This is a genomic window from Barnesiella propionica, from assembly GCF_025567045.1.
GTDB lineage: Bacteria > Bacteroidota > Bacteroidia > Bacteroidales > Barnesiellaceae > Barnesiella_B > Barnesiella_B propionica.
The window spans coordinates 1-16,799 of the sequence record NZ_JAOQJK010000005.1; the positions used below are offsets into that span (position 1 = coordinate 1).

Sequence of the window (16,799 nt, forward strand, 5' to 3'; positions counted from 1 at the left end):
CGCCAGCGAGACCCTTTGCTGAACCTGTTTACTTCCATTGACCCCCTTTGTGAGAAATATCCCTGGATCTCTCCCTATGCCGTGTGTGCCAATAATCCGTTGAAGTATGCGGATAGAGATGGGGAAGACATTGTGATTCATTATGAGGACGAAAAAGGAAAAAGCAGAACATGGGTATTTAATGGACATAACCACTCCTTGGCTCCGAAAAATCAGTTTGTAACTGATTTTCTGATTGCCTATAGTTATAATATAATGAATGGGGGAGGAGATAACCTGAAAGCAGCCGCAACGGCTAAAGATTATATTATTAATCTTGAGCAAACAGATAAAAATAGTAATTTTGGTATTACATTTAATGGGCCGAGAACAGAGGGAACAGTATTTTGGAATCCGGAAAAGGGTCTCCAAACATCTAAAGGAACATTGTCCCCCGCCACAATATTGGAACATGAAATGGATCATGGAGTCCATTGGCAAACAGCTACTGAAGAACATAGAAGAGGACAGAATACTAATGATTCTTATTTTAAAAATAAAGAAGAAAAAAGAGTTATCACAGGCTCCGAATATAAAAGCGGGGTGGCAAACGGAGAACTCAGAGTTATTCCCGGAGGAGGAGAAAACAAAAATTCCAGTTATCGGGGGCATGTAGCCGCTTGTAAAAATGTTCCTGTTATTGTTATTTCACCCATTTCAAATAAAAAAAGGCGATGAAAAAGTACGTTATTTTAATGCTTACCCTATTCTTTATTTCCTGTCATAGTAACAAGGAGGCCGGAAGAACGATCGATTCTATGAGAGTGTTATATTATAATGGTATATTTGAGAGTATTATTTTGATTGATTGCAATGATATTATCTATTTACCTGAAAAAGTAGATACTTTAGATGTGATATTGGAAGATGGAGGATATTTACCTAAAGAAGCTGTTATTTTAGAATCCATAGTAACAGATAAAGAAGTTTTAAAGGAAATATTCTTCGAATTGCAAAAACGAAAAGCTACCAAAAGAGATTATATGGATGCCCGGATGAAATGTTATATATCATATAGTGACGGCCAAATAGATTCTTTGTGTATTAATGATATATCCATATATGGAAATTATAACGGTCAACCTGTAAAGTTAACTAATAAACTTATATATCTTATCCGTGAAAATTGCGGATTTTACAGATGGATAGGAGCGGACTATTTAAAATATTTTGATGAATTAAATGATACGACCTTTGTCAGAAAAAAAGTGAAATCCCGTTACGGCGGAGAATATTAATTAAGTATTAATGATTTTTGTCGTAGAAATAGGTATTATGTGACTGATTTGATGACTCATTCTTTGTTTTAATAGGAGTAAAACTTTAAAACTATTATGGCCGTGGATAAAATAATATATTATTCAGTTTTCTTTTTGTGCTTATTTTGCTTAATATGCAATGCGTGTAGTGATTATTCTAAAAACTTGGGTGAAGGTTATACTTACGCACACGAAGGTACAGGTACTAATTGTATTTTTCACGAATACCCTACAAGCGGAGGTGAAATTCCACCTGACGTAATTTCGTTTGCTTACGATAAGAATTTTATTGTTGCGAAACAGAAGCCAAACGAATTTGATTGTGCTTATGAAAAAGAAATTAGTTACCCATTAGGGCGTGATACAATATACTATTGGCTGATTATTAAGCAAGAACAAAAAGTATTTGGTGCTTTGGATTATGACAGTTTTCTGCAACTTAAAAAAAAGTACAAAGTTCCTGATAACTTGATACTAGAATAAAGTTAAACCCCACAAAAAGCGGGGTTTTCTTTTTTCGGGGCGGGTGGCTTTGCTACCTAAAAGAATAAAAGGCAAATATTTTGCTTTTTATTCTTTTAGGTGTTGTTGGGTTGCTCTCTGTTTTTTCTCTAAATTCCACCTGTATTTATTAAATATTACCTTTTCCCAAAAAGTTATCAACAGCTATCGTTTTATTTATAAATTGCTGATATTTTGCCGTTTTAATTCTCTTTTCCGTTCTTTTTTCACCCTTTTCAGAAAGGAGTTTGAGCAGGGCGGGAAGGGCTTTTTGTGGTTGGTTTCAGGCTGTTCTTTTTTTGTTTCTACTTTGATAAATATGTTTTTTGATGATTATTACCAACTTTTTGTACGAGGTTACGATGACAGCCGATACCAACACGGGGCACAAAGGAAATACTCCACCCCTTACAGGGAACGGAACGCACTGATAGTAAATATCCTGTTCAATCAAAGAACAAGCACGAAAGAAATCGAAAAAATAGAACTCGGCTACCTTGATTTAATCAAAGCCCCGGAGAGAGGTTTGTTTATGCACTACCTGCAAAACATACGCCCCAAACTGCTTAAATACCAAACAGAGGAAAGCGACAGGCAATTTTTATCGTTTCCCTCGGTCAGCTACAAGAAAATGGATAGCAATATGGTATGAGGTATTTTTATACCGCTAACGGCGCATCTAAGAACCGTTGACAAACAATTCTTCAACTTCCAGCAGGTACGCACTTCGGTCATTACCTTTTGGATAGAAACACAAGGCCCGCGCAAGGTCCAACACCTTGCCGGACACCGTTATATATGCACCACCGAAAAATATGTGGGCAATGACTTGGAAAACTTTATAGAAGATATAAAGAAACTCCACCCGTTTTTATGAACGTAGCTTACAAGGCAATAGCCAACGAATATATTGGATAGCTCGACACGTTGGGTTACTCCGAAGACGTAGTCAATGCTTGCGCACATACATGAATTTTTGCAGTGGCTTGACAATAAACAAATACGAAGCATAGACCAATTAACCAACAGGCATATAACCAATTATCAAAACTATTTGGAAACATGCCTCAATAAATTGTTTAAAGAGCATTTATTGAGTGACTCACACCAGAACAAGAGCTTTATTGCCGTTGATAAGCTATTGGAATTTTTACCCCCGTACGGTATGACGAATACACCGATACTGATCCACCGCCGAATGGAAATGAACGAAAAGAGCGGATACTCAAAATAGAAACGCTTACACAACAAGAAATAAAAACGCTTTGCGACTGCCTACCGAACGCCTACCCGAACCTTCCCTTTGCTGAACGACAGGAAAAGCAAGCCTAATTAAGAGCAGTTTCTGCCTTGTTTTACGGTTGTGGCGCGCCACTCGATAGCGACCCACCTCTTGCAGAACAGAACGGGTATCGAAAATATCATCCTGTTTTTAGGGCATTATTCGCTCGACACCACCTAAATTTACACGTATTTAATCTGATTGTTTTTGCAGTCGGTTTTTAAGAAGAAAGGAAAGAGAATAAAAAAATCTTTTTTTATGTGCCTGCCTATGAATAAATCTTATAACTTTATAGCACTGAAAGAGAAATAAAAAACGCAGGCGGTTTATACAGAGGTATAACAATAACGCCTGAAAAAGAACTGGCATCGGGCTTATGTGCTTAGAGGACATATAGCGTGACTGGTTATGCCGTGTGTTCTAATAATTTTATTAATGGGGTGGATATGGACGGAAAAGCAGACTTTTGGCATAATGGGAAAGTTTTAGGAATTCTGGAAATTCAAATGCATTTAAAGAAAATTCTATAGCTTATAATAATGCAATAGAAATAGAAGGACCTGCAGAAAATAGACAAAGATGATAGATGTGGTTTGTCAAGATAATGGAAAAGGAGGGACTGTAGCTGCAAATAACAGAGAATATGGAGGTTTAATAAAAAATGGTGTAATTATTGAAGAAAATCCAGGAGCTATTTCTAATCCTCAATCTGCAAATACAAGCATTGAATTACCATCGGAAACTTCAACTTTTCATAGTCATCCTAGTGGGAATATAAGAGTTACTCCAGATTACAACTCAAGTGCATCTTCTATTTCATCTTTTGGAGGCATTATTATGACGTATTCTTTTATCCAATTCCCATCTTCGGTGGATATTTTAAATGCTGGTTCTAATATACATTACGTTTTTGGACGAGGAGATAATAATGTGTATATTTACAATTCAAGTGGAATTCAAAGTGTTATGTCTATGAAATATTTTGTAACACCTCAAAATAATAAAAAATGAAAAAGTTTATTTTATTAATATGTATTTTATTGATCAATTTTATAATATATGGACAAGAAAGAAACAGCTTAAATGATATCATAAATCATAGCTTAAATCTCTATGTGAATAAAGTTGATACATTGGTAGAAAAAAGAACGATTGTGAAAAAGTTTTTTCAGGAAAAATATGTAAATATGGATGGTTATCCATTAAATTTTATTCTTGATAATAATTTGAAAAAAGAATTGAAACAGATAAGATTATTTGACGATGTTTATTTAAAAAATATATTAAAAAAAGGAACTTACGTTATTTTTTTTGATGGAATAGATTTAAAATCTAATAGAATAATACTTTCATTTTCAAGTAGATATGTAATATTAAAGAAAGGAGGATTAAATATATCTATAAGTGATGGAGGTGTTTATACATATGAATATTCAAATGAAAAGCAAGAATGGTATTTAATTGAAGAAAAATATATAGGAATATAATTTTATATGTTAAACTAAGGTTTATATTTTTCAAGCATAGTAGATAATAATCTTTTTGCAGAAGTTAAAATCGGAAATTTCAATATTCAATCATTTGGAGAGAGCATATATTATTATTTTATATTGATTCAAGCGGTGAAATCAAACACGTATAAAAAATGCATGAATTGTAACCATGAAATCAGCTAAGAGCAGAAAATAACATACCTTTTATGGCCATTATGAAACAAGTTCGGGCAACCTCCCTGCTTAACCTGTTCACCACAATCGATCCCTTCTGTGAGAAGTATACCTGGATCTCTCCCTATGCCGTGTGTTCTAACAATTTTATTAATAGAAGGACTCGATGATTATACGGTAAACGATAAAGGGAACATTGTTTTTGTCCAAAAAACCACAGAAGAAACAGATAAATTGATTGCAATAGGGAATAATAATATAATTGAATATAATGATGAAGGAAGTATTACTAATTCTTTTTTTATTCTGGATAAAGGTATATTAAATAATCAAAAAGTATCAGGCGAAACAACTTATATGTCTGTAAAAAATGATGAACAAGCCAAAGGATTATTTGAATTTTTATCTGAAAATACATCTATTGAATGGGGAAAAGTATCGTTCGGAAAAGTATCTAATTACATATCCACAAACAACAATCCATATAATAATGGAATAGAAACAATTACCTACGAACGCTTATTAAAAGAAAATAAGTGTAATTTATTGAGATTTATAGATCATAGTCATCCAGATGGTAGTTTTCCTTCTGGGTTTTCAAACGAAAAAGGTTTTTTACCAAAAGGACAAGGGGATAAAGCTTTTGCAGAATGGTTTTATAATTATTATCCTAAAATCGCACCATTAGTTAAATTGAGAGTTTATAATCCAATTCAAAAAAATTATATTCGATATAATAATAAAACATATTTTTAAACCAAAACACATGAAATTGAAAATTATATTAATAGGATTATTTTTCTTCTGTATTGGAAAAAATAACATATTAGCTGATGAAAATGATCATAACATATCAATTTACTTACCCAAAATTGTAATAAATGATATGAGTACTGATTCACTAATTAACATTATTATTAAAGATAATAAAGATTATTTGAAAAAAAAATGTTTTTTATTAGTTGGTATAATAAGAGAAAACGATACTTATTATATAAATATTGTTATTTACGAAAAAAAGAAATTTGAAATAATATGCCCTAAGAACGATTATCCTATTATAGGTTATTTTGAGATTAATGGCCAAATAGTTCTAGTTGTCGGTGAATATTTATTTAGTGATACAGAATTTTTAAATGACAAAAAGATATTTACGTTTAAATGTAAAAAAGCTTTTGAAAAACACATTATTCCACCACCATTAATGTATAATCCTCCTAGTTATAAGTTTATATACAAAAACAATAGTAATAACTTAAAAAAATACAAATAATATTTGTTTTATTAATTAGAATTTTATTTTAATTTGACTTTATTGGAATAGATGATGCTCTCCTAATAAAAGATAAAATGAAATAATCATTATTATTAAGCATTGATACCGATTTGTATGTCTTTCTCTAAAGAGCTTTAGAAAATGAAATAATGATCAATACAAATTTTATAGAATATATCGATTAACATACATAATATTCAAAAACAGAAAGATATAAAAAGTTATGACTTTTATTAACCAGAAAAGGCGGACTACCACCGAATACGATGGTCTGGGGCTCAATAACCGGCTGCACCTGGGCATGGAGTTCGAGAGCATGCATGGGCTCCATCTCTATGACAATAACACCCGCCAGCGAGATCCTTTGCTGAACCTGTTTACTTCCATTGACCCCCTTTGTGAGAAATATCCCTGGATTTCTCCCTATGCCGTGTGTGCCAATAATCCGTTGAAGTATGCGGATTATAACGGAATGGATTGGTATCAACATGAATCTGGTGCGGTTATTTGGCAAGTATGAAACAATAATACTATATTTGTAAATAATCAAACATATAATAATATTGGAGAAAATTATAATTATATAACTAATAATGTTACATATAGTTACACACAAAATAATTTGACTTCAATCACTTATACCAGAATAACAAGTGATAGTTGGATATCGCCAGATAGCTAATAAAATTAATTGCTATCAGGCTTCTAGTCAAATGCTTAATAAAGAAGGCACATCTACAGCAGGTAGAGAATCTGAAATTATTATTGTGAATCAAGGTGAAAATGGTAGAGCTGGAAGTGGGAATAATAATTTAAATGTTGGTGTCTCTGTTATAAATAATACTTTAGAAGCGGGGAAACCAATAATTGTTGAAGTTGATTATAAAAATAATTCTCCTAATGCAGATGGTATGACGGATCATTTTGTTGTTATTTCATCAGTAACACAAAATATAAATAATGGAAAAGTAATGAGTACAGTATATAATTTTTATGATCCGGGGACACAAAATAGAGATTGGGGAACTTCGGTAAATAATACATTGTCAATTATTAATAATCAAATGACTGGCAAATATGAAATAAGCCTGTTCAACCCTACACAGTAGTAACAGTAAAGCCAAATCGATAATAAAATAAAGAATGAGAAAATTAATATGGATATTATTTTTTGTTGCGGCAACATGTTGTGGACAAAATAAGGACTTTAATGATTATATATCAAATTTTCAAAGGGTGTCAATCCCTTTGAAAATAAATTCTGATAATTTTCTGGAACTATTTCCGGGGAGTGTTTGGAATAAACCATATAATATTGATAAAAAATATATAAAAGATTTTATATGTTGTGATGATTCTATTAATGCATATAAATTTGTTATGTCTGATTATGGATACGGTTATGGAATACGATGGGAAACAGATAATTTCTACATTGTAATACTCAGAATGCAAAGAGATAAGGGAGATGACGCCTTCAATTTTGACAGATTAGATTTGATTTTAGTGGTATATAATAAATTTGGTAAGTATATAGATCGTAAAATTATATCTAAAAATAATGAGGTTTGGTTTTCCAATATTTTTGTGAAAGAAAAAGAAAGTATTTATGTCCAACAAGCTATGATGAATATTAGATCAACATCGTTGATAGATATAAATACAGTTTATGATGCTACCGTACAAGACATTTCATATGAAATACTTGAATCTGGAATTATTAAAGAAAAGTTTATTAATGATTGGGTAGGAAAACTTAAATGGAATTCAGAAATTAATAATTTTTATTTAGATTTAAAGAAATGAAAAAGAACCATGCATTTGTATTATTGGCTTTATTAATAGCATTTACCTTATTCGGAGAAATAAAGGGCGGATTTATTCCATATGTAGAATTCGTACAGATAAACTTAGACAAAAATGATAGTTTATATACTTTGCATCGAATCTCTGCTGATTCGGGGAGTATATATGAGACTCGAAATATGCCGTTTTATTCCAAATCCGATGAGTTTCTTTACAATGGTGGACGCGAACTTATACATACTTTTTTTAATAATGAAAACGCATATGCGTCTATTGGTGAAAATAATGGTAGACAGTTTAATGTAAATATAGTGACAAGAAGTGCAGTTGGCCTTTCGCTATATGGAAACAATTTATCTGTTTGTACTAAAGTTGATAATGATGTATATGTTATGGAAATGGAAAAAGATACAAATAATGTAGTGATGGTATGCTCATTCAAAGAAAAAGATCGAGCGGATTCGGTCATAATTACTTATAAAAATAATAAATTTAGTTTAGAAGGCAATGTCGAAATCCTTCCCCGCTATATCTATTATCCGACAATAGAGGATATCAGTAAAACAGAATCGGAAGATTGGGTAATCCGTCTCCACATACAAGACCGAAAAACAGGTAAAAGACGTACCATTAAGACGTACCGTGAACAGACCAGTACTTACTGGGAAGGCAAGGAACTGGTTTCTGCCCGGAATACGCAATGGATAGGTCCGGAGAGATTGACATTCATGACCATATGGTATGATCATAAAAGCGATTACCGTACGAATGTCACCATCTGGATGTATGATGTATCCGAAAATAAGCTAAAAATATTCCGCCGTTATAAACCTTTGCAACTGAATACGGGAATAAAATCCTATAGAATCTATGGAGACCGTACTTATTTTTGTACGGACGACGAAATCTTTTACCTGACTCCTGAAAATAAGAGGGTAGATATATATGTAACCAAAGGCCGGGAAATTATAAAGGATTTTACGATAGTCCGGTAACAGGTAGAAACGTATTTATGGGAATAATATCATGAATATGAAATAAAAAGTCGATGAAAAAGTACGTTATTTTAATGCTTACCCTATTCTTTATTTCCTGCCATAATAGCAAGGAGGCCGGGAGAACGATCGATTCTATAAAAGTATGGTATTATAATATTATATTTGAAGAAACAGATATGATCGGTTGCAATGAGATTGTCTATTTACCTGAAAAAGTAGATACTTTAGATGTGATATTGGAAAATGGAAGGTATTTACCCAAAGAACCCGTTATCTTAGAATCTTTAATAACAGATAAAAAAGTTTTAAAGGAAATATTCTTCGAATTGCAAAAACGAAAAGCTACCAAAAGAGATTATATGGATGCCCGGATGAAATGTTATATATCATATAGTGACGGCCAAACGGATTCATTATGCATAGGTAATAAATTAATAATAGCTCCTACGTATGTAAGTAATATATCGTCTTATGGAAATTATAATGGGCAACCGGTAGAACTGACAAATAAATTATTCTATTTGCTTCGTGAAAATTGTGGATTCTATAGATGGCTTTGGCCTATCAACCTAAAACATTTTGATGAATTAAATGATACGACCTTTGTCAGAAAAAAAGTAAAATCCCGTTACGGCGGAGAATATTAATTAAGTATTAATGATTTTTGTCGTAGAAATAGGTATTATGTGACTGATTTGAGACAAGCAATGTCATTCTTTATTTAAAAAAAAGAGTTATTACAGGTTTCTAATATAAAAGCGAGGTGACAAACGGAGAACTCAGAGTTATTCCCGGAGGAGGAGAAAACAAAAATTCCAGTTATCGGGGACATGTAACCACTTGTAAATTTTCAGAAACTTGCTCACATCAGCTTCTGTCTTGAACTGGCTCAGAAACTCTTTGTTTAATTCCTCATCGGACACTACGTGATTATTTTCTTTCATAATCTTCTTCATTTTGCAAATCTATAAAATAAAAAATACGGAACTCTATCTGAATCCCGTATTTTCCATTTACACAAAATATTTTATAGCGCCTTTTTTAAGCGGAAACACTTACATCAAAACCTATCTTTTTAACCTTTTCGGCAATAGAATTCAATTCTTCTTTAGTAACTTTCCGGAGTTCCTTTTCGGGTGTTTCCCTGTCAATCGTATAAATCATTACCTGACGCGGTTTAATACGTTTTAAAGCTTCCAACCAGGCTCTAATTTCTTTTTCTGTGGTATTATCTATGATTTGTCCTTTGTGTTCTCCCCGAAGAAACATAGTTTGAATAACCAGATTTCCCTGAAATAAATTGAGTTGCCCTATAAGTTTTTCAACAGAAAAATCAGGATTGTTAGGAACATTCAATATACGTACCGTATCATCGAAAGCCGAATCTAGTTTAAGTATATTATTATCTACTTTATTCAACGCTTCTACTACAGCCGGTGAATTAATATATGTAGCATTAGATAATACGCTTACTTTTGCTTGAGGAAAATAAATATTTCTAAGTTTTATGGTATCATCGATGATTTCTCCGAACTGAGGATGTAATGTGGGTTCTCCGTTTCCGGCAAATGTGATAACATCGGGTATTTCATTTTTTTCTTTCATTTTCTTCAAACGATCTTCTAAAGCTTCATACACCTCTTTACGTTCCGGCAGACCGGTAGTTCCTTTTCCTTGTGAATTATATCCGCATTCGCAATATAAACAATCGAAAGAGCATAATTTACCATTTCTGGGCAACAGATTAATTCCTAATGAAACTCCTAATCTACGGCTATGAACAGGGCCGAAAACAATCTCATTAAATAAAATAGTAGACATGATATTATATGTTTATGTACAAAAATACATTTTACCTGACTATAATAATAGATATATATTGATAATTGTTTAAAATTTTCATTATCAACAATTATTCTATCTTGTTAATTAACACTATAATCTACTATATTCTAAAGTATTAAATATTATTTTCGACAAATATATGAACAATATAAACAACAGTACAGCATTATATTATTCCATCTATTAAAAAATAACCTATAGCTTATATTTATAAACAAACATATATAAACTTATTAATTATCTATATTTGAAGTATATATATAAAATACTAACTATGTTATAAATAATATTTCAACTGTTTATAAACATATTGTAAATATATGGTGATATGACTTGTGAATAATTATATAATACAATATAAATCAATGATTTATATATTTAATAAACAAGATAGATAACAAGATATACACACTTTATCAACAGATGGAAAATATTTAACCGAAACCATATTATAATAAATAATGCAAAAAACAAAAATAGAAACTCTTTATCAATTATTTTTGTGACAGAATGAAAAGGATAATCTTCATATTTTCAATCATATTACTGATTTTATCGAGTGCGTACCGGGCATACGGACAACTTTATGAACATCCGGCTTACGAACGTATGTATAAGGCTGTTATTGAAACGGGAGATACCGTATGGGTAATAGATATACGTACTTTACACATATATCCTCCTCTTAAATTCAAGAGTAAAAAAGAAGAAAAGTTTTACTGGAAGACCGTAAGGGATGTAAAAAAAACTTTACCCTACGCCAAAATAGTTTACAAAACCCTGATTGAAACTTATGAATATATAGAGACTTTACCTACGGAAAAAGAAAAACAGGCACATTTAAAGCTGATGGAAAAAGAAATATATAAACAATATATGCCTGTACTTAAAAAATTTACTCTTTCTCAGGGAAAAATGCTTATAAAACTAATAAACAGAGAATGTAATCAATCTTCTTATGGTCTTATAAAAGCATTTCTGGGAAGTTTCAGAGCGGGTTTCTGGCAAACTTTCGGACGTTTGTTCGGAGTCACGTTAAAAACGGATTGGGATCCTGAAGGCAAAGATGCTATGATAGAAAGAATATGTGTATTGGTAGAAGAAGGAGTACTATAAACCTTTCAACATAATTGTTTAAAACAATCCCATATAACTAATCCTGCCGTAACAGAAACGTTTAGTGAATGTTTCGTACCAAACTGGGGTATTTCTATACAACCATCGCACTTATCAACAACTTTCTGTTGTACTCCTTTTACTTCATTTCCTAATATAACAGCATACTTTTTATTCTTATCTAACAATATGTTGCGCATATCTATACTGTCTATTACCTGCTCTACTGCATAAACTATATATCCTTCCTGATGGAGTTTATCAACAGCTTCGGAAGTATCTGAAAAATATATCCAGTTCACACTATTTTCAGCGCCTAATGCTGTTTTATGTATTTCTACATGAGGGGGAACTGCTGTAATACCACATAAATATAAGGACTCTATCTTAAATGCATCTCCTGTACGGAAAACAGAACCTATATTATTGAGACTTCGTAAATTATCTAATATAACGATTAAAGGGATTTTTTCTTCTTGTTTATATTCTTCTTGTGAAATTCTATTTAAATCAAATACGTTTTTCTTCTTCATAAAAGATTTATATTTAAATGTAATACAAAGATAAATATAATTTACAACTCTCATTCATTAACCTTGAAAAGCATTTGATAACCTGTAGATAAGCGTTGAAAAATAAGTTTGAAAATAAAATACGTTTTTCTTGCCTATCATTCTAAAATATATAAAGACATATCTGTATGAAAAATACAAATTACAAAATAAAAAGTTATTAGTACTTATATAAACCTCAAATTAAAGAGTTATAAATAACTGTTGTATGGAAAAAATATTAACTTTGTATGTTATAAACTATACGTTAATAAGATATTTAATATACTCTGTATTAGCTTGTAAATATGTTGATAATATATTTATATATTCACACAGAATATTGATAACTAATAATACAATAATAAGACCGTAAAGTTATAAGTACTATCAACAGGCTATTATTATCATAAATAAGAATTTTAAATTTAAAAATAAAAAGAATTATATATATGTATAAAGTTAATATCTCCAAAGGATATGAAGCTTACCCCGCCGGAGAAGTGACAGATATAACGGAAGAAATAAAAAAATTGAAACAGGAATATGAAGATTTTCCTGTAGATAAAGATATAGATTTAGTAGAGGAAATAGAGAAACTGAAACGGGAAAAAAATGCTTTAATTCTTGCTCATTATTATCAGTCTCCGGAAATTCAGGATATAGCCGATTACGTAGGGGACAGTTTAGCTTTGGCTCAATGGGCATCCAAAACCAATGCGGATATAATCGTATTATGCGGTGTTCATTTTATGGGTGAGACTGCAAAAATTATCTGTCCGCAAAAAAAAGTTATTATTCCTGATGTAAATGCCGGATGTTCATTAGCTGACAGTTGTAATGCGAATGACTTTAAAAAATTCGTACAGGATCATCCTGGTTATACGGTTATTTCTTATGTAAATACTTCTGCTGCGGTAAAAGCTGTTACGGATGTTGTTGTTACTTCTACGAATGCTAAACAAATAGTAGATAGTTTTCCTGCGGACGAGAAGATTATTTTCGGGCCGGATAGAAATTTAGGAAACTACATAAATAGTATAACCGGCAGGAATATGTTGTTATGGGATGGTGCCTGTCACGTGCACGAGCAATTTTCTCTTGATAAGATAGTCCAGTTGAAAAAGAAATATCCCAAAGCTCTTGTTTTAGCACATCCTGAGTGTAAGAAACCTCTTCTTATGTTGGCTGATAAGGTGGGATCTACTGCTGCTTTACTTAAATTTTCAATGCAAAGTGACAGTAAAGAATTTATAGTAGCTACAGAATCGGGAATATTACATGAGATGCAAAAGAGCAGTCCTGATAAATTATTTATACCTGCGCCTCCTAATGATAGTACCTGTGCTTGCAATGAGTGTAGTTTTATGCGTTTGAATACACTTGAAAAATTATATAAGGCTTTGAAATATGAGATGCCCGAGATATCCGTGGACGAAGATATATCCCGGAAGGCAATTATACCCATTCGGAGAATGCTTGATATTTCCGAGAAATTAGGATTTTGATTTAATATTTATATATATGTTCAACCGGATAATTTTCAATATTTTATCCGGTTTTTATATTGTATTTTTGATCAGGTAAGGAAATAAATAAGTTTAAATAGATTATCTTTGCAAGTTGTAATAATACAGTTCGTATAAAGTATTGAAATAGATAATGATAAAAACATACACTCATGGAATATAATTTCAAAGAAATTGAAAAACGCTGGCAGCAGTACTGGAAAGATAATGATATTTATAAAGTAAAGGAAAATAAAGATAAGCCTAAATACTATGTATTGGATATGTTTCCTTATCCTTCGGGTGCCGGTCTTCATGTGGGACATCCTCTGGGTTATATAGCATCGGATATATATTCGCGTTTTAAAAGGTTGAAAGGATTTAATGTTCTTCATCCCATGGGATATGATGCGTATGGCTTACCAGCCGAACAATATGCAATACAAACAGGTCAGCACCCTGCTATAACCACCGAAAAAAATATAAGCAGATACAGGGAACAATTGGATAAAATAGGTTTTAGTTATGACTGGAGCCGGGAAATACGTACATGTGATCCTGAATATTATAAATGGACTCAATGGGCATTTATTCAGATGTTCAATAGTTTTTATGATTATGATGAACAAAAAGCTTTACCTATAAAAGAACTTATTAACAGATTTGAAGTTTCGGGTACTGCTGGTTTACATGCTGCTTGCGGAGAAGATATGTCGTTTACCGCTCAGGACTGGAAAGAAATGAGTATAAAAGAACAGCAGAAGATTTTGCTGAATTACCGGATAGCTTATTTAGGGGATACCATGGTTAACTGGTGTGCACAGTTAGGTACGGTACTGGCTAATGATGAAGTGAGTGAAGGAGTATCGGTACGTGGCGGATATCCTGTAGAACAAAAGGTAATGCGTCAATGGTGCTTGCGTGTGTCTGCTTATGCTCAGCGGTTATTAGACGGACTGGATACATTGGACTGGACAGATTCTTTAAAGGAAACCCAGAAAAACTGGATAGGTCGCAGTGAGGGTGCGGAAATGCAGTTTAAAGTAGTAGATTCGGATGTGGAATTTACTATTTTTACAACGCGTGCCGATACTATTTTCGGTGTTACGTTTATGGTATTGGCTCCGGAGAGTGAATATGTAAAACAAGTTGTTACCTCGGAACAAAAAGGAGCTGTTGATGATTATCTGGAAAGTATTAAACACCGGACAGAACGTGAAAGAATTGCGGATAGGGGAGTAAGTGGTGTATTTACAGGTTCGTATGCTGTAAATCCTTTGAATAATAAACAAATTCCTATCTGGATAAGCGATTATGTACTGGCCGGTTACGGAACAGGTGCTATTATGGCTGTGCCTGCACATGACAGTCGGGATTATGCTTTTGCCAGACATTTTGATTTGCCTATTGTTCCGTTGATAGAGGGATGTGATGTTTCTGAAGAAAGTTTCGATGCTAAGGAAGGCAGAATGATTAATTCTTGTGGAAACGGATTGGATTTGAATGGTCTTGAAGTAAAAGAGGCTATAGCTAAAACAAAGTCTTTTATAGAAGAGAATAAAATTGGTCGTGTAAAAGTAAATTATCGTTTAAGAGATGCTATATTCAGTCGGCAGAGGTATTGGGGAGAACCTTTTCCCGTTTATTATAAAGATGATATGCCTTATGTACTGGATGAAACTAAGTTACCTTTACTTTTGCCGGATGTGGATAAGTTCCTTCCTACCGAAAGCGGAGAACCTCCGTTAGGTCGTGCTAAAGATTGGAAAACAGAAGATCATTTTCCGTTTGAGTTATGTACGATGCCCGGTTTTGCGGGATCTTCGGCATACTATATTCGTTATATGGATCCTCATAATAATGAGGCTTTGGTTTCAAAAGAAGCTGATGAATACTGGCGTAATGTAGATTTGTATGTAGGTGGTACGGAACATGCTACAGGACATCTTATTTACAGTCGTTTCTGGAATAAATTTTTATATGATCTGGGGGTTGTGTGTGAAGAAGAACCTTTTAAGAAATTAGTCAATCAGGGAATGATACAAGGCAGATCTAATTTTGTATACAGAATAAAGGATACCAATACATTTGTTTCATATAATCTTAAAAACGGATACGATACAACCTCTATACATGTGGATGTAAACATAGTAAGCAATGATATTCTGGATATAGAAGCATTTAAAAAATGGCGTCCCGAATTTACTACTGCCGAATTTATTTTGGAAGATGGCAAATATGTTTGTGGATGGGCGGTGGAAAAGATGTCTAAATCTATGTTCAATGTAGTGAATCCGGATGATATTGTGGAACGTTACGGTGCAGATACGTTACGGTTATATGAAATGTTTCTGGGGCCTCTCGAACAGAGTAAACCCTGGGATACCAACGGTATAGACGGCGTACATCGTTTTCTTAAAAAATTATGGAATCTTTTTTACGAAGATGACGAATTATCGGTGAAAGATGAGGAGCCTACAAAGAAAGAATTAAAATCTTTACATAAACTTATAAAGAAAGTAAGTTGGGATATAGATAATTTCTCGTTTAATACTTCTATAAGTGCTTTTATGATATGTATAAACGAGTTGGCTGCTATAAAGTCGAGAAATAAGAATATACTGGAAAATATAGTTATTTTACTTGCACCTTTTGCTCCGCATATAAGTGAAGAATTATGGCATGTATTAGGACATAAAGATACCGTATGTGATGCCCGATGGCCTGAATTTAATGAAGATTATCTAAAAGAAGATGTAGTAAATTATGCTATATCGTTTAACGGGAAAGCTCGTTTTACTATTGAGATAGGAGCGGGAACATCCCGGGAAGAAATAGAAAAAATTGCGCTGGAACATTCCTCTTCAGCCCGTTGGTTGGAAGGTAAAACACCAAAAAAGATCATAGTTGTTCCTAATAAAATAGTAAATATCGTATTATAATTATTTATA

The 16,799-nt window shown here is 32.5% G+C and carries 19 protein-coding genes; 16 read left to right on the forward strand and 3 right to left on the reverse strand.

All coding sequences use genetic code 11. The annotated features are described in order from the left end of the window. From OCV73_RS07885 to OCV73_RS07945, 13 genes are all read left to right on the forward strand, one after another. Positions 1-717: M91 family zinc metallopeptidase (locus OCV73_RS07885; RefSeq protein WP_147551081.1), on the forward strand; the 717-nt coding region annotated here is incomplete at its 5' end. Then, positions 714-1,277: a hypothetical protein gene (locus tag OCV73_RS07890; protein WP_147551083.1), complete on the forward strand. Its 564-nt coding sequence runs from the start codon at positions 714-716 to the stop codon at positions 1,275-1,277. The genes OCV73_RS07885 and OCV73_RS07890, both read left to right, overlap by 4 nt. A 96-nt stretch (positions 1,278-1,373) precedes the next feature. Continuing rightward, positions 1,374-1,781, forward strand: coding sequence for a DUF3997 domain-containing protein (locus tag OCV73_RS07895; protein ID WP_147551085.1), 408 nt, complete (start codon positions 1,374-1,376; stop codon positions 1,779-1,781). Positions 1,782-2,118: 337 nt separating this feature from the next. Further along, positions 2,119-2,451, forward strand: coding sequence for a hypothetical protein (locus tag OCV73_RS07900; RefSeq protein WP_147551087.1), 333 nt, complete (start codon positions 2,119-2,121; stop codon positions 2,449-2,451). Between the two features lie 1,209 nt (positions 2,452-3,660). Beyond that, positions 3,661-4,092: a hypothetical protein gene (locus tag OCV73_RS07905; RefSeq protein WP_147551089.1), complete on the forward strand. Its 432-nt coding sequence runs from the start codon at positions 3,661-3,663 to the stop codon at positions 4,090-4,092. Further along, positions 4,089-4,568 (forward strand): hypothetical protein, encoded by a 480-nt coding sequence (locus OCV73_RS07910; protein ID WP_147551091.1) that lies wholly within the window; start codon positions 4,089-4,091, stop codon positions 4,566-4,568. The genes OCV73_RS07905 and OCV73_RS07910 overlap by 4 nt, the downstream gene beginning before the upstream one ends. A 279-nt stretch (positions 4,569-4,847) precedes the next feature. Beyond that, positions 4,848-5,504: a JAB-like toxin 1 domain-containing protein gene (locus OCV73_RS07915; protein ID WP_147551093.1), complete on the forward strand. Its 657-nt coding sequence runs from the start codon at positions 4,848-4,850 to the stop codon at positions 5,502-5,504. A 10-nt stretch (positions 5,505-5,514) separates the two neighbouring features. Then, complete coding sequence (locus OCV73_RS07920) at positions 5,515-6,021, forward strand: hypothetical protein (RefSeq protein WP_147551095.1); 507 nt, start codon at positions 5,515-5,517, stop codon at positions 6,019-6,021. A 226-nt stretch (positions 6,022-6,247) separates the two neighbouring features. Next, positions 6,248-6,544, forward strand: a complete 297-nt coding sequence (locus OCV73_RS07925; protein ID WP_147551097.1) for an RHS repeat-associated core domain-containing protein — start codon at positions 6,248-6,250, stop codon at positions 6,542-6,544. 133 nt (positions 6,545-6,677) lie between these two features. Beyond that, complete coding sequence (locus tag OCV73_RS07930; protein ID WP_147551098.1) at positions 6,678-7,133, forward strand: hypothetical protein; 456 nt, start codon at positions 6,678-6,680, stop codon at positions 7,131-7,133. A 34-nt stretch (positions 7,134-7,167) separates the two neighbouring features. Further along, a complete protein-coding gene (locus OCV73_RS07935) occupies positions 7,168-7,830 on the forward strand; it encodes a hypothetical protein (RefSeq protein WP_147551099.1) in 663 nt (220 codons plus the stop codon). Continuing rightward, entirely contained in the window at positions 7,827-8,825 is a 999-nt protein-coding gene (locus OCV73_RS07940) for a hypothetical protein (protein ID WP_147551101.1), read from the forward strand. Before OCV73_RS07935 ends, OCV73_RS07940 begins: the two co-directional genes overlap by 4 nt. A gap of 53 nt (positions 8,826-8,878) precedes the next feature. Next, entirely contained in the window at positions 8,879-9,475 is a 597-nt protein-coding gene (locus tag OCV73_RS07945) for a hypothetical protein (protein ID WP_147551103.1), read from the forward strand. A gap of 138 nt (positions 9,476-9,613) precedes the next feature. On the opposite strand, the gene OCV73_RS07950 is transcribed toward OCV73_RS07945, so the two are convergent. Continuing rightward, complete coding sequence (locus OCV73_RS07950) at positions 9,614-9,772, reverse strand: hypothetical protein (protein ID WP_167551232.1); 159 nt, start codon at positions 9,770-9,772, stop codon at positions 9,614-9,616. 97 nt (positions 9,773-9,869) lie between these two features. Next, on the reverse strand, positions 9,870-10,649 hold the full coding sequence (locus tag OCV73_RS07955; RefSeq protein WP_147551105.1) for a radical SAM protein: 780 nt from the start codon (positions 10,647-10,649) through the stop codon (positions 9,870-9,872). A gap of 534 nt (positions 10,650-11,183) precedes the next feature. On the opposite strand from OCV73_RS07955, the gene OCV73_RS07960 reads away from it, so the two are divergent. Then, positions 11,184-11,789 (forward strand): DUF4294 domain-containing protein, encoded by a 606-nt coding sequence (locus OCV73_RS07960; RefSeq protein WP_147551107.1) that lies wholly within the window; start codon positions 11,184-11,186, stop codon positions 11,787-11,789. Positions 11,790-11,794: 5 nt separating this feature from the next. On the opposite strand, the gene OCV73_RS07965 is transcribed toward OCV73_RS07960, so the two are convergent. After that, positions 11,795-12,322 carry an RNA methyltransferase gene (locus OCV73_RS07965; RefSeq protein WP_147551109.1) on the reverse strand — a complete coding sequence of 176 codons (528 nt, stop codon included), beginning with the start codon at positions 12,320-12,322 and terminating at the stop codon, positions 11,795-11,797. A 470-nt stretch (positions 12,323-12,792) separates the two neighbouring features. On the opposite strand from OCV73_RS07965, the gene nadA reads away from it, so the two are divergent. Then, a complete protein-coding gene (nadA, locus tag OCV73_RS07970) occupies positions 12,793-13,848 on the forward strand; it encodes a quinolinate synthase NadA (protein ID WP_147551111.1) in 1,056 nt (351 codons plus the stop codon). A gap of 173 nt (positions 13,849-14,021) precedes the next feature. After that, positions 14,022-16,790: a leucine--tRNA ligase gene (gene leuS, locus OCV73_RS07975; RefSeq protein ID WP_147551113.1), complete on the forward strand. Its 2,769-nt coding sequence runs from the start codon at positions 14,022-14,024 to the stop codon at positions 16,788-16,790. The last annotated feature ends 9 nt before the right edge of the window (positions 16,791-16,799 follow it).

Excerpts from the sequence above, each read along its gene's own strand:
- OCV73_RS07890 (WP_147551083.1), top strand. The coding sequence starts at position 714 with ATGAAAAAGTACGTTATTTTAATGCTTACCCTATTCTTTATTTCCTGT.
- OCV73_RS07895 (WP_147551085.1), top strand. The coding sequence starts at position 1,374 with ATGGCCGTGGATAAAATAATATATTATTCAGTTTTCTTTTTGTGCTTA.
- OCV73_RS07900 (WP_147551087.1), top strand. The coding sequence starts at position 2,119 with ATGTTTTTTGATGATTATTACCAACTTTTTGTACGAGGTTACGATGAC.
- OCV73_RS07905 (WP_147551089.1), top strand. The coding sequence starts at position 3,661 with ATGATAGATGTGGTTTGTCAAGATAATGGAAAAGGAGGGACTGTAGCT.
- OCV73_RS07910 (WP_147551091.1), top strand. The coding sequence starts at position 4,089 with ATGAAAAAGTTTATTTTATTAATATGTATTTTATTGATCAATTTTATA.
- OCV73_RS07920 (WP_147551095.1), top strand. The coding sequence starts at position 5,515 with ATGAAATTGAAAATTATATTAATAGGATTATTTTTCTTCTGTATTGGA.
- OCV73_RS07925 (WP_147551097.1), top strand. The coding sequence starts at position 6,248 with ATGACTTTTATTAACCAGAAAAGGCGGACTACCACCGAATACGATGGT.
- OCV73_RS07935 (WP_147551099.1), top strand. The coding sequence starts at position 7,168 with ATGAGAAAATTAATATGGATATTATTTTTTGTTGCGGCAACATGTTGT.
- OCV73_RS07940 (WP_147551101.1), top strand. The coding sequence starts at position 7,827 with ATGAAAAAGAACCATGCATTTGTATTATTGGCTTTATTAATAGCATTT.
- OCV73_RS07945 (WP_147551103.1), top strand. The coding sequence starts at position 8,879 with ATGAAAAAGTACGTTATTTTAATGCTTACCCTATTCTTTATTTCCTGC.
- OCV73_RS07950 (WP_167551232.1), bottom strand. The coding sequence starts at position 9,772 with ATGAAAGAAAATAATCACGTAGTGTCCGATGAGGAATTAAACAAAGAG.
- OCV73_RS07955 (WP_147551105.1), bottom strand. The coding sequence starts at position 10,649 with ATGTCTACTATTTTATTTAATGAGATTGTTTTCGGCCCTGTTCATAGC.
- OCV73_RS07960 (WP_147551107.1), top strand. The coding sequence starts at position 11,184 with ATGAAAAGGATAATCTTCATATTTTCAATCATATTACTGATTTTATCG.
- OCV73_RS07965 (WP_147551109.1), bottom strand. The coding sequence starts at position 12,322 with ATGAAGAAGAAAAACGTATTTGATTTAAATAGAATTTCACAAGAAGAA.
- nadA (WP_147551111.1), top strand. The coding sequence starts at position 12,793 with ATGTATAAAGTTAATATCTCCAAAGGATATGAAGCTTACCCCGCCGGA.
- leuS (WP_147551113.1), top strand. The coding sequence starts at position 14,022 with ATGGAATATAATTTCAAAGAAATTGAAAAACGCTGGCAGCAGTACTGG.